At 56.8% G+C, this 11,963-nt stretch carries 12 protein-coding genes and 1 other RNA gene; 6 read left to right on the top strand and 7 right to left on the bottom strand.

Annotation, left to right across the window (positions count from 1 at the left end; translation table 11 throughout):
• Positions 1–130: 130 nt before the first annotated feature.
• The 5 genes from KHU33_RS12860 to KHU33_RS12840 all read left to right on the top strand — a co-directional run bounded on the left by KHU33_RS12860 (position 131) and on the right by KHU33_RS12840 (position 2,349).
• Positions 131–640 (top strand): FUSC family protein, encoded by a 510-nt coding sequence (locus KHU33_RS12860; RefSeq protein WP_211463444.1) that lies wholly within the window; start codon positions 131–133, stop codon positions 638–640.
• 342 nt (positions 641–982) lie between these two features.
• Entirely contained in the window at positions 983–1,210 is a 228-nt protein-coding gene (locus KHU33_RS12855) for a DUF904 domain-containing protein (RefSeq protein WP_211463442.1), read from the top strand.
• On the top strand, positions 1,207–1,518 hold the full coding sequence (locus KHU33_RS12850) for a cell division protein ZapA (RefSeq protein ID WP_211463441.1): 312 nt from the start codon (positions 1,207–1,209) through the stop codon (positions 1,516–1,518). Before KHU33_RS12855 ends, KHU33_RS12850 begins: the two co-directional genes overlap by 4 nt.
• Positions 1,519–1,607: 89 nt before the next feature.
• Positions 1,608–1,788: non-coding RNA, 6S RNA (ssrS, locus tag KHU33_RS12845), on the top strand.
• A gap of 96 nt (positions 1,789–1,884) precedes the next feature.
• Positions 1,885–2,349, top strand: coding sequence for an EVE domain-containing protein (locus tag KHU33_RS12840; RefSeq protein ID WP_211463439.1), 465 nt, complete (start codon positions 1,885–1,887; stop codon positions 2,347–2,349).
• Here the strand turns inward: KHU33_RS12840 and KHU33_RS12835 are convergent.
• The 4 genes from KHU33_RS12835 to KHU33_RS12820 all read right to left on the bottom strand — a co-directional run bounded on the left by KHU33_RS12835 (position 2,336) and on the right by KHU33_RS12820 (position 6,134).
• Positions 2,336–3,925, bottom strand: coding sequence for a malonate--CoA ligase (locus tag KHU33_RS12835; RefSeq protein ID WP_211463437.1), 1,590 nt, complete (start codon positions 3,923–3,925; stop codon positions 2,336–2,338). The two genes, KHU33_RS12840 and KHU33_RS12835, sit on opposite strands and share 14 nt — an antisense overlap.
• Positions 3,926–4,007: 82 nt before the next feature.
• Positions 4,008–4,841, bottom strand: a complete 834-nt coding sequence (gene lgt, locus KHU33_RS12830; RefSeq protein WP_211463435.1) for a prolipoprotein diacylglyceryl transferase — start codon at positions 4,839–4,841, stop codon at positions 4,008–4,010.
• A 6-nt stretch (positions 4,842–4,847) separates the two neighbouring features.
• Positions 4,848–5,738 (bottom strand): LysR substrate-binding domain-containing protein, encoded by an 891-nt coding sequence (locus KHU33_RS12825; RefSeq protein ID WP_211463433.1) that lies wholly within the window; start codon positions 5,736–5,738, stop codon positions 4,848–4,850.
• A gap of 105 nt (positions 5,739–5,843) precedes the next feature.
• Positions 5,844–6,134: a TIGR04438 family Trp-rich protein gene (locus KHU33_RS12820; RefSeq protein ID WP_230414237.1), complete on the bottom strand. Its 291-nt coding sequence runs from the start codon at positions 6,132–6,134 to the stop codon at positions 5,844–5,846.
• Between the two features lie 124 nt (positions 6,135–6,258).
• Here KHU33_RS12820 and KHU33_RS12815 point away from each other — a divergent pair, with 124 nt between their 5' ends.
• Entirely contained in the window at positions 6,259–6,570 is a 312-nt protein-coding gene (locus KHU33_RS12815; protein WP_211463431.1) for a c-type cytochrome, read from the top strand.
• Positions 6,571–6,864: 294 nt separating this feature from the next.
• Here KHU33_RS12815 and KHU33_RS12810 read toward each other — a convergent pair whose 3' ends face one another.
• The 3 genes from KHU33_RS12810 to KHU33_RS12800 all read right to left on the bottom strand — a co-directional run.
• Entirely contained in the window at positions 6,865–8,511 is a 1,647-nt protein-coding gene (locus KHU33_RS12810) for a tetratricopeptide repeat protein (RefSeq protein WP_211463429.1), read from the bottom strand.
• On the bottom strand, positions 8,508–10,037 hold the full coding sequence (locus KHU33_RS12805; RefSeq protein ID WP_211463421.1) for a tetratricopeptide repeat protein: 1,530 nt from the start codon (positions 10,035–10,037) through the stop codon (positions 8,508–8,510). Before KHU33_RS12805 ends, KHU33_RS12810 begins: the two co-directional genes overlap by 4 nt.
• A gap of 76 nt (positions 10,038–10,113) precedes the next feature.
• Positions 10,114–11,963: phospholipase D-like domain-containing protein (locus tag KHU33_RS12800; RefSeq protein WP_211463419.1), on the bottom strand; the 1,850-nt coding region annotated here is incomplete at its 5' end.

Here is an 11,963-nt window from a genome sequence, read left to right as displayed (position 1 = left end):
AGCCGCCTTGGGCAACGCCTGCGAGCTGCCCAATATTGGCGCGCAAAGTGGAGCGCAAAGCACCGAAATGTAGGGGGCATTCAGGTTCTCGGCTAAAATGGCGCTCGCATTGTGGACTCTAAAGGCCGGGATGGACTTTCAATTCATTAGCCCCAGGAAAAATGCCCTGGTTTATCTGATCAAGATCCTGACGGGCTGCTTGATCACTTGGTACGGACTGCGCGCCTTGGGTTTGGAAGAGCCGTACTGGGCCATGATTTCCCTCATCATCGTGACCGAGCCGGATGTCAACCTGGCCAAGGCAAATTTCCGCGCCCGTCTGATCAATACCTTGAACGGTTGCGTGGTTGCTTGCCTCGCGCTGGTGCTGTTCGGTCCTGGATTTTTTTCCTTGCTGGTTGCTTTGGCAACATCGGTGCTGGTGGCCATGCTGTTGCAAAACTATCCTGCCAACTGGCGTCTGGGGCCGGCGACCGTGGTGATTCTGATGTCCGCCGCGATAGGCGGTAAAGGCCTGCATCAGGAGTTGGAGTATGCTTTGTTGCGCGTCGGTGAAGTCATCGCTGGCAGTACCGTGGCATTATTGCAGTCATTGGCGTATTCCTATGCACTCAAGCGACTGGCGCCCAGCACTAGCTGATGGCCGGCTGCGAGTTTCATTGATCGAATCTATTCGAATCTATTGACGTAATTTCCTTAGCAACACGAGGGCCTGTTGACATACAATTTGGGAGATGCGTTCAAACCAAAGCGTGTGCTGGCAAGGCGCGTGGCTTGCAAGGGGTGGCCCCCTTGCAAGCCATGCAACGCCGCCAGCGCACGCTTTGGTTTGAACCCCGAGGGAACGAGCCGTAGGCGCCGCATGCCGGTGTTGCAGCTCCTTGCCGTAGTGCCGCTACGTCGCGTCGCTGCGCCTAGGCCTGCAACGCCTACGTCACGTTCGCACTCCCAAATTGTATGTCGACAGGCCCTTAGTGACAAAATGATTTCAGAATTCCATCAATTATCAGAAAAAATCGGCAAGCTGGCCGAACTGACGCACGCTTTGCGTCGGGAAAATGCCGAACTGCGTCAGCGCGCAACCGCTTTGCAGAGTGAAAACGAAGAGTTGAAACAACGCATCGGCGAAGCGCATCAGCGGGTTGCCGCGCTGCTTGAGAAATTTCCGGCGCTGCCGCAAGAACTGTCGCAAGATCAGGAGCTTACATGAGCCAGTTAAGCGTCAACATCATGGGCCAGCCGTATACCCTGGCGTGCAAAGAAGGCGAAGAGAAGGCATTGCAGGAAGCCGTGATTTATCTGGACGGTAAAATGACCGCGATCCGCGACGCCGGAAAAATTCGCGGCAATGATCGCATCGCCGTCATCGCCGCGCTTGGCATCGCCGCCGAATTATTGAGCAGCAAAGCGCCTTCCGGTCCGCTATCCGATCTGACAGTGTCTGAAGTAAAACAGAATATCGCGGCGATGCACACGGTGCTGGATGAAGCCCTGGCGGCGCAGGAAGATTTGTTCTGATCTCCCTGGCTAAGCATGCTGCTGGCCGCGCCGCAGCAAAAACTTTCGCCAAAAGGGGTTTGACTTGGGAATCGTTTGGAGTAGACTAACGTCTCCTGCCGTGTTCGCGATTGTCATAAAATCCTTGAACCATTTATACGCAACGGCTGCGGAATTTTGTTCGATAGGTGTGAGCGTCGCTAGTCCGATGAGCCCGAAATTGAACTAACTGCGGCCAACTTGAATCGCTTTGGTTCAGGATGCCGACAAAGCGGCACAGGCGGGACTTGATCCTAAAGCGGTTGCATGTATGTGCAGCCGCTTTTTTTTGTTTCAGCGACTTATTTCAGTGATTTTTCCCCAGGTTATTTCTGACACCGAGATGAAATGCATTATTGGCTAATGAAATCCGAGCCGGACGACGCCAGCATCGACGACGTGCTGGCGATGCCGGAGCAGACCATTGCATGGTATGGCGTGCGCAATTATCAAGCGCGCAATTTCATGCGCGATGCGATGCAGGTCGGCGACGGCGTGCTGTTCTATCACTCCGGTTGCGCCGTGCCAGGGATCGCCGGCCTGGCTGAGGTGGCGAGTACGCCTTATCCTGACGCCACGCAGTTTGATCCGAAGAGTAAATATTTCGACGCCAAGGCCGAGCGCGAAAACCCGCGCTGGATGCTGGTGGATGTACGCGCCTTGAAAAAAACGCGCCTGATCGCCTTGCCGGAATTACGGCAACAGGAAGCGCTGGCCGATATGCAGATCCTGCGCCGCGGCAACCGGCTTTCGATCACCCCGGTCAGCGCCGCCGAATGGCGGCACATCACCGGCAAGCTTATGAAGGCGTGACGCCGCCTGCGGCAGGGGTGGCAAGCGCGGCATAAGTTGCATAGTGCTCGCGCAATACATTCTTTTGCACTTTGCCCATGGTGTTGCGCGGCAGTTCCTCGGCGAAGAACACCTGCTTGGGCACCTTGAAATTGGCAATCGAGGTTTTCATCAAGGCGATCACGTCCGCGGTTGTCAGTTTTGCTTCCGGCCGTTTCACGATCACCGCCGTCACCGCTTCGCCGAAATCGACATGCGGAATGCCGATCACCGCCGATTCCAGCACGCCATCGATTTCATCTATCACGCTCTCGATTTCCTTCGGATAGACGTTATAACCGCCGGAAATGATCAGATCCTTGCTGCGACCGACGATCGCCAGGTAACCTTCGCTATCGAATTTGCCGACGTCGCCGGTCTTGAAATAACCGTCGGCCGTGAATTCCTCTGCGGTCTTTTCCGGCATGCGCCAGTAACCCTGGAATACATTCGGCCCCTTGACCTGGATATTGCCGATTTCACCGGCTTCACAAGCCGTACTGCAAGCAGTGTCGCCACCATCGCCATCGCTTTTGATCAAGCGCACCGAGACCCCCGGCAGCGGCAGGCCGACGGTGCCGCCGCGCCGCTCCCGCGCATACGGATTGGAAGTCAGCATGGCGGTTTCGCTCATGCCGTAGCGCTCCAGAATGGTGTGGCCGGTACGTTCGGCAAATTCGGCAAAGGTATCAGCCAGCAAGGGCGCCGAGCCGGACACAAACAGGCGCATGTTGCGGCAGGTATTGCGATCGAATTCGCTGCTTGCCAACAGCCGCACATAATAGGTCGGCACGCCCATGAAAATGGTACTGCGCGGCAGCTGGCGGCAGACTTCTTTGGCCTCGAATTTCGGCAGGAAAATCATCTTGCTGCCGTTCAGCAGCGCGCCGTTGGCGGCTACCAGCAAGCCGTGAATGTGGAACAGCGGCAAGGCATGCAGCAAGACATCATCTGCTTGCCAATGCCAGTATTGCTGCAACACTTGGGCGTTCGAGGCGATATTGCCATGCGAAAGCATGGCGCCCTTGCTGCGGCCGGTGGTGCCTGAGGTATACAAGATGACGGCCAGATCGTCGGCCTGTTTTTCAACTGTCTCGAACTGGTCCGGGTGATGCATGGCGCGCGCCAGCAGCGAGCCGGAATTGCGGCGCCCATTACCGCTTTCATCCAGAGTAAACAGATGGCGGGTGCCGGCCTTGAAGGCAATTTGCGCCACCCAGCCGAAATTCTGCGGCGAGCAGACGAATACCGCCGGTTCTGCATCGCCGATGAAATACGCGATTTCCGCAGCACGGTAGGCGGTGTTCAGCGGCAGATAGACGAAACCGGCGCGCAGGGTCGCCAGATAAAGTATCAACGCCTCCGCCGATTTTTCGACCTGCACGGCAATCCGCGCGCCGCTCGGCAGATCCAGGCTGCTGAACAGGTTGGCGATCCTGGCGGAAGCGCGTTCGATGTCGCCCCAGGTATAGTACTGGCCGTCTTGGGTTTCGATGCAGCAAGCGGTTTTGTCGGCAGGAAAGCGCGACGCGAAAAGGGCGTAAAGATTGGCTGTCATGGGCAACACGGAGAAAGTATGCAGAAGGTATGTGGAAGGCGTTCGCCCGGCCATCGTCAGGCGGCAGGACGAACGCTGTGGTTCAGGTAGGAGATTTGCTGGCGGCCGCGCCGGCGTACTGGCGCGGATTTCTATAGGCGATGATCAGCAGCACGATGCCCAGCACGATCATCGGCACCGACAGCATCTGGCCGGCGGAAATAGTGATGCCGCCGAACGTCACGTTATAGTCCGGCACGCGGAAATATTCGGTGAAGAAACGGGCGCAGCCATACAGCAGCGAGAACATGCCGGCCACCGCCATGCGCGGCCGCGGTTTGCGCGAAAACAGCCAAAGGATGATGAACAGCAGTACGCCGTCCACCAGCATTTGATAAATCGGCGAAGGATGGCGCGGCAGGCTGTCGACATTCGGCCAGATCATGGCCCATGGCAGCGACGGATCGGAAACTACCCGGCCCGGCAGTTCGCCGTTGATGAAATTGCCGAGGCGGCCGGCGGCGTAGCCGAGCGGCACCATGGGCGCGATGAAATCCATGATGTCCATCAGCTTGCGGCCAGCCTTGCGGCCCCACCACGCCATGGCGATCATGACGCCGATGAAGCCGCCGTGGAACGACATGCCGCCTTTCCAGACTGCGATGATTTCGGCTGGATGGGAAAAATAATAGGCTGGATCGTAAAAGAACACCTGTCCCAGGCGGCCGCCGATCACTACCCCCAGCACGCCATAGAACAGCATATCGTCGATATCCTCTTTTTTCCAGCCGGCGGCGGCAATATGCGGTTGCTTGATCCTGATGCGGCCGATCCAGATGAACTGGATGAAAGCCAGCAGATACATCAGGCCGTACCAGCGCACATGGAGTGGGCCGAGAGAAAAGGCGATCGGATCGGGCAGGGGATGAATCAGCATGTTTTGTTACTTTCTCAATAATTCCAAAAAGGCTTGCAGTACCGGTGAAACATTATCGCGGCGCCAGGCCAGACCGGTCTCGACCAGCGGCGTCTGGTCTTGCAGTTCGCGATAATCGACCCCAGGGCGTTGCAGGTTCGACACCGATTGTGGCACAAGCGCGATCCCCATGCCAGCCGACACCAGGCCGACGATGGTTTGCATCTGGATCGCTTCCTGGCCGATATGCGGGGTGATGCCGGCGGCGCGGAAGCAGCCCAGGATGGTATCGTGAAAACCGGGCGAGATACGGCGCGGGAAAATAATCAAGGGCATCTCGGCCAGCGCACTCAAGGCGATCTTGCCCTTGCTGCGCAACACCTTGAGTCCGCTGGGCGCCGCCAGGATCAGCGGTTCCGACAACACCGGCTGATAATCCAGCGCCAGTTTAGCCTTGTCCGGCAGCGGTGGAATCAGCAGGCCGGCATCGATCCGGCCTTCCATCAATTGCGCCAGCTGCAGATCGCTGGTGGCTTCCTGTAAATCGATCTGCACCTGCGGATAGGCTTCACGGAAAGCGCGCAGCAAAGGCGGCAAGATACTGTAATCGGCAGTCGAGACAAACGACAGCGTCAGCAAGCCGGATTCGCCGGAAGCGGCGCGCCGCACCAGGTCGGGCAGGGTGGCCGCCTGCTGCAGCAAGCGTTGTGCTTCCGGCAGCAGCGCCAGCCCGGCCGGCGTCAGCGCAACGCTGCGTTTGGTGCGCGCGAACAAGGGCGTGCCAAGATTGGCTTCGAGCGCCTGGATTGCCTGCGATAGCGGCGGTTGCGTCATATGCAACCGTAGTGCGGCGCGACCGAAATGCTTTTCTTCGGCAACCGCGACGAAATAGCGCAGTTGTCGCAGCTCTAGGTTCATAAATTCGTCATATGCCCGTATCTAATAAAAAAAGCCGGGGAGGCGCCGGCTTTTGATGTTGCGCAACGATTAACTTTCTACGCGTTTCAGCAGCCGGAAGGACGCTTATCGCTTATGTTTTTCGAAAGTTTTCTTGACCCGTTCCTGTCTGGTTTTTTCGATTTCTTCATGCGCTTTTCGTTTGTCCAGGCCGAACATCCGCTCCAGAAATTCAAACCAGATAAAGGCCACCGCCATCAAGCCGGCGATCCACCACCAGGATATGCCGCCAAACGGGCCAATCTCGAAGTATTTTAACGCTATTAACGAAACGATAATGATGATCAATGGCATGGTATTTCCTTCTTCTCCCTTTTGCTTTGCGGAAAGCATAGGGCGAAAGATGGCAGTGGTCAACGCATGTTTGATCTGATACGTTGATCTGATATGTCAAATCCCAGATGTATGTAGGTGTTTCCGGGATATGAGAGAATGCGGACGGGCAGGTAAAATGGTGTCACTTTTTTTGACGGAGATAAGAATGAAACGTTTGTTGATCTGTGCATTGCTGGCAGCAATGGCTTCAGGTTCCGCTCTGGCCGATGCCGGTCTGGATCTGGCAAAATCGAAGAACTGCATGGCTTGTCACTCGGTGCAAAACAAGGTGGTCGGCCCGGCATACAAAGACGTTGCAGCGAAATTCGCCGCTCAAAAAGGCGCTGAAGACATGCTGGTGCAAAAAGTCATGAAGGGCAGCACAGGCACCTGGGGCGCAATCCCGATGCCGGCCAATCCGCAAGTGACCGAGGCCGAAGCGCATACGCTGGTGAAATGGATTTTGTCGCAGAAGTGATGGCGCAAGCAGGGAGCGCAAGTGGTAATGGCGTAAAAACTTTGCGTCAGTCTGTTATCGAAGTGCCCATCGTTACTGGTGGGCATTTTTGTTATGGAGTTCCTACGGGGAACAAGTCAAGAACAGATGAGCTTGTCCTCGGAATCGATACAAGATCAGATTCCGACGTACCAGCCGATTTGTGCGCAGCTCGGCCAATCACTTGCTCGGAGAGGCGGGCGGCGGCGTCATTTTACCGATAGCGACAATCTCTTCTTCGATGCCCTTACGCATTGTCAAGTGCTGGAAGACGATTCATGCGCTGGCCGCCTCTATCAGTTGCCAGGTCACCAGATGGCTATCTACCGCTATCAGCCAATCTTTATCCGGTTCCGGGAAACGCTGTCCCTGCACTACAGCGGCCTGCCGCCAGCGCCAGTTCACCAGGGATTTCAGCGGATGCTCTGCCGGTATCGTCGGTTGCCAGACGCCGCTGTGCGGACACGGCTCGGCGCCGTTGCACAAGGTCATCGCGGCCGGATTAACCAGCGCCACGCGCCACAGGCCGCCAAGCAGTTGGGCCGGCAATGCCCGTGGCGGCACTTGTTGCGGGACGCCCATGTAATGCCACATGATGCGGCCGTCATTCTGGGTCAGGCCGGCGCGCAGGTCGGCAAACGGTTCGCCGCGCGCATACTGTTGCGGAACCTGGTCTCGATCCCAGAGGCGATGCTCCTGGGTACGTGGACTGAGCAGTTGCGGCAGCCAGTAGCCACTGAAGCGAGCGGTGGTGCTTTCGTATTGCGACGTGACTTGTCTGCCGTCGCTTGTTTCGGCAGCCAGCGGCATGGCCTCTTTCGGCAGCACCCAGCCTTGCGGAATGTGGGCGCGGCCGGAAAGATTGGCCCCCGGCGTGGCTGCCGGCGGCGGTGGTGCTGGCATGACCGGCTTGGCGGCGTTGATCAGGGATTCGATCTTGCTGTCCCATTGGGGGAGTGTTGCGGGGGGCAGCGGCAGGATCTTATCGAGATTGGGGAAACGCAGATCGGGGTTATGGTAAAGGGCTGCTCCTAAAGCGCGGTAACGGTCAGAACGGGCTGTGTCGATAAAATTGTGAGTGAGTGGTTGTATATCGTCAAAGCTGGAGGAAAGAAAATTTGCACATTCTTCGCACCCCATTTTGACGCCTTCATGCAGGACTCTGAGGGCACGGCCATTGTCTTCATTTAGTTCAGCTCGTGTTCCAATAATGGTTGTACCAAGCTCTAAGGCCGCTTTACCATAGCCCTGCGCAAAAGCACATTCCAGCATTTTTAGTCCTATTTTACGGTTCCCCCAGAATCCTTCGTGTGGGTTGTCGTAAGTAGCACTGAGCGCCTTTCCCAAGAAGGTCTGTGCACTGGGACTGCCCTTATCCGCCGCCAACTCCCAAAATCCATAGGCACGGCTCATATCGCCGGTGACACCCGCGCTGTTTTGGTGGAAGCTGCCCATCAGATCAAAGGCCGCCGGAATGCCCAGCAGCATTCCTTGCTCCACGATTTGCACCGCTCGCTCTGGATTGGCAGCGACTTCGTAAGGCGCAAAGCCATCGCCATTAATCAGCACCCCCGCCAAATTCATCATGGCTTTCCAGTGCTTCTTGTTCGCGGCTTGCTGCCACAGTTCTACTGCTTTCGGGTAGTTGCGCTGCTTCGGCGGCAAATCACGGCTGGTAATACGCAAACCTTCCTGAAACCAGGCTTCCGCCTGGGCATCTATAGGCGGCACATTGTTCACTTCGTACTGACAAATAAAATCTTTGCGGTGCGGATCGAAGGTTTTTAAGGCCATATTGCGCGGCAAGGTCGGTTTCATAGAACAGGCATTCAGCGTGACCGTGACAAGCAAAAAACACAGCATCGAGCGGCAGAAACCGAGGCATGGGCTGCCCTTATGCTCAAGTGCGGGAAGACGATTCATGCGCTGGCCGCCTCTATCAATTGCCAGGTCACCAGATGGCTATCTACCGCTATCAGCCAATCTTTATCCGGTTCCGGGAAACGCTGCCCCTGCACTACAGCGGCCTGCCGCCAGCGCCAGTTCACCAGCGATTTGAGCGGGTGTTCCGCCGCCAGCGTCGGTTGCCAGACGCCGCTGTGCGGACACGGCTTGGCGCCGTTGCACAAGGTCATCGCGGCCGGATTGGCCTGCGCCACGCGCCACAGGCCGCCAAGCAGTTGGGCCGGCAATGCCCGTGGCGGCACTTGTTGCGGGAGGCCCATGTAATGCCACATGATGCGGCCGTCATTCTGGGTTAGGCCGGCGCGCAGGTCGGCAAACGGTTCGCCGCGCGCATACTGTTGCGGAATCTGGTCTCGATCCCAGAGGCGATGCTCTTGGGTACGTGGACTGAGCAGTTGCGGCAGCCAGTAGCCACTGAAGCGAGCGGTGGTGCTTTCATATTGCGACGTGACTCGTCTGCCATCGCTTGTTTCAGCAGCCAGCGGCATGGCCTCTTTGGGTAATACCCAGCCTTGCGGAATGTGGGCGCGGCCGGAAAGATTGGCACCGGGCGTGGCTGCCGGCGGTGGTGGCGCTGGCATGACCGGCTTGGCGGCGTTGATCAGGGATTCGATCTTGCTGTCCCATTGGGGGAGTGTTGCGGGAGGCAGCGGCAGGATCTTATCGAGGTTGGGGAAACGCAGATCGGGGTTGTGGTAAAGCGCGTCGCCTAAGGCGCTGTAGCGTTCGGAGCGGGCGGTGTCGATGAAATTGCTTGTGAGTGGCGACATGCTGCCGAAATTTGACGAAAGAGAATTTGCACATTCCTCGCATCCCATTTTGACGCCTTCGTGAAAGACTTTAAGTGCGCGAACGTAATTCTTATCTATTACATTTAATGTCAAGCCAAGCTCTAAGGCCCCTTTGCCGTAGCCCTGCGCAAAAGCACATTCCAGCATTTTTCGTCCTACTTCCCGGTTCCCCCAGAACCCTTCTTGCGGGTTGTCATAGGATGCATCAAGTGCTCTCCCTAAAAACGTCTGCGCACTCGGGCTGCCCTTATCCGCCGCCAATTCCCACAAGCCATAGGCACGGCTCATATCGCCGGTGACACCCGCGCCGTTTTGATGGAAACTACCCATCAGGTCAAAGGCGGCCGGAATACCCAGCTGCATTCCTTGCTCTACAATTTGCACCGCGCGTTCCGGATCGGCAGCGACTTCGTAAGGCGCAAAGCCATCGCCATTAATGAGCACCCCCGCCAAGTTCATCATCGCTTTCCAGTGCTTCTTGTTCGCGGCTTGCTGCCACAGTTCTACCGCTTTCGGGTAGTTGCGCTGCTTCGGCGGCAAATCGCGGCTGGTCATGCGCAAACCTTCCTGAAACCAGGCTTCCGCCTGGGCGTCAATCGGCGGCACATTGTCAACCTCGTACTGACAAGTAAAATCTTTGCGGTGTGGATCGAAGGTTTTTAAAGCCATATTGCGCGGTAAAGTGGTTTTCATAGAGCAGGCATTCAAAGTAAAGGTGGCGAGTAAAAGGCAGATCATCAAATGGTTTAAGCGGTGCATTTTTTTGTCCTTAACCGTGCCGGAACGTGACTTCGCGCAGGTCGCGGAAGGGAATTAAATGACCGATGATCGGCTGGTTGTCTGGCATGGCTTTTGAATTATTTCGCATCAACTCTTGCCAATCCTTAAACGCACTAGCAATTGCTTTCTCGCTACCGTCCCCTCCATTTGTTTTTTGAAATCCCTCGGCATGCTGCCCCCACACCCGCTTGCGCAGTTCAGCGGCCTTGGCTGCATCATCGGTCGTCATATTGATTTCACTGTCGCCCGCCATGCTGCGCACATTCATGTTGGCGCTGCCCAGCGTGATGAACGAATCGTCAATCACCATGAGTTTGCTGTGGATGTAGACTTGCCGGTAATTGGAGACTTGCTTAGGCAAAGGGCGGCCATTGTTGCGGGTGATCAGCCGTGCCAGCAGCACTTTGAGCCCCAATGCTTCGATCTCGCCCGTAGTCGGATTTTTGACGGGTTCCTGTATTCGTTCCGAGGTTTGCAGCAGCGGGCCTTTGATCGGCGTCAAGCCCGGTTCCGCCATCTGCTGTTCCGGGCTGAGCTTGTTCCAGTAGGCAACGTCGGCATCGTATTTTTTCTGGGCAGCCTCGATCACGCTTTGCTGCCCTGCGGGCTTCCTGGGATCGACTCCGGCCATGCTGTGGCCTTCGCCGAGACTTTTCACAGTGTCATAGGTGCGCGGCACCATGCCATCGTCTTCCGGCTGGGGAATCACCACAAACAGATGCAGCAGCTTGCACTCGCACGATTTTTTCCCCGCATCGAGCGACCATTGCGTAAAGTTGGCGCGCATCTTTTTAAGATGCCGCACCCAGCGCTCATAAAAGAAATACTGGTTTTCTATATACAGATAATTACGCGCCAGACCCGTCGCCTGGAAGTAGGCGCTCTTGATGGTTTTATCGCCTTCTTCCGGTTGCGTGCGCACAATCTGTATCGTGGAGCCGCGCGCCGTGGTCGGCAGGCTGGGGGGGACTGCCTTGCTTTCTCCCTGGTGCGGCTGGCCCTTGGCGCGTAACCATGCGCTTAAGAAGTTGTGATGCACATCCCGCAATGCCGGGCCTTGAATACGGCTGACATAATCATGCAACGGATCACGGCTGACCGGATGGGCATTGCCAAGCGCTTTAGCCGTGGCGGACTTCAGCCCCCAGTCGGTCTCTCGCAATGGCGTGTCAAACAAATGCTCCGGCGTATCCCAGTAGTCGCTGGTGGAATTGAGGCCCATGACATACCCGACTGCCTGTTTGCCGCCCAGATGGGCATAGTCGATCCGGATCGTTTTTTGGTGATGGGTGCCATTCTTGACAATCAAGTCGTGCTCATTGATCAAACCGCCATGGCTTGCTGCCACGGTGCTGGGCATATCTTCCGGGCTGGCCGGGTCTTTCAGATGACTCAGAATCGCACTGGGGTTGCCTTTGCGGAATTTGACTTCCAGATTGGCGATCTTGCCGAACAAGGCATCGCGCCACCATTGCACGCAAAAATCCTGGCGCAATTGTTCGGGACTGCGGGAATCGCGGCCCAGCACCGGCGGCGGCTGATAATAGACCCCGGCAGCAGCGGCATCTTCGGCGCTGGTGGCGGGGGCGTTGATGAGATAACCTTTACGCTGGTCGCCGGTGTAGCCAACCAGGTTGTTCTGTATATAACTAGGTAAATGGTCATGCCAAACCAGCAGGCGCACTTTGATGCCGCGCGCAGCAGCATCCGACAGCATGCTGCCGTACACCCAGCCGCGCGGCCACGCGCTATTTTTCTTCCGGATCAATTCCATGCCGGGATCGAATCCCCAGCAAATCAGATCGATCGTGCTTTGGGCGGCGGCGATATTGTTGGCAA

The sequence above is a fragment of the Collimonas silvisoli genome (genome assembly GCF_018305005.1).
Taxonomy (GTDB): domain Bacteria; phylum Pseudomonadota; class Gammaproteobacteria; order Burkholderiales; family Burkholderiaceae_D; genus Collimonas; species Collimonas silvisoli.
The sequence above is the reverse complement of the archived record's forward strand: the minus strand, read 5'-3'. Positions and strand labels throughout refer to the sequence as shown.

Coding starts and splice junctions, on each gene's coding strand:
- KHU33_RS12810 (WP_211463429.1), bottom strand. CDS start 8,511: ATGAATCGTCTTCCCGCACTTGAGCATAAGGGCAGCCCATGCCTCGGT.
- lgt (WP_211463435.1), bottom strand. CDS start 4,841: ATGCTGATTCATCCCCTGCCCGATCCGATCGCCTTTTCTCTCGGCCCA.
- KHU33_RS12835 (WP_211463437.1), bottom strand. CDS start 3,925: ATGACAGCCAATCTTTACGCCCTTTTCGCGTCGCGCTTTCCTGCCGAC.
- KHU33_RS12855 (WP_211463442.1), top strand. CDS start 983: ATGATTTCAGAATTCCATCAATTATCAGAAAAAATCGGCAAGCTGGCC.
- KHU33_RS12815 (WP_211463431.1), top strand. CDS start 6,259: ATGAAACGTTTGTTGATCTGTGCATTGCTGGCAGCAATGGCTTCAGGT.
- KHU33_RS12850 (WP_211463441.1), top strand. CDS start 1,207: ATGAGCCAGTTAAGCGTCAACATCATGGGCCAGCCGTATACCCTGGCG.
- KHU33_RS12805 (WP_211463421.1), bottom strand. CDS start 10,037: ATGAAAACCACTTTACCGCGCAATATGGCTTTAAAAACCTTCGATCCA.
- KHU33_RS12860 (WP_211463444.1), top strand. CDS start 131: ATGGACTTTCAATTCATTAGCCCCAGGAAAAATGCCCTGGTTTATCTG.
- KHU33_RS12825 (WP_211463433.1), bottom strand. CDS start 5,738: ATGAACCTAGAGCTGCGACAACTGCGCTATTTCGTCGCGGTTGCCGAA.
- KHU33_RS12840 (WP_211463439.1), top strand. CDS start 1,885: ATGCATTATTGGCTAATGAAATCCGAGCCGGACGACGCCAGCATCGAC.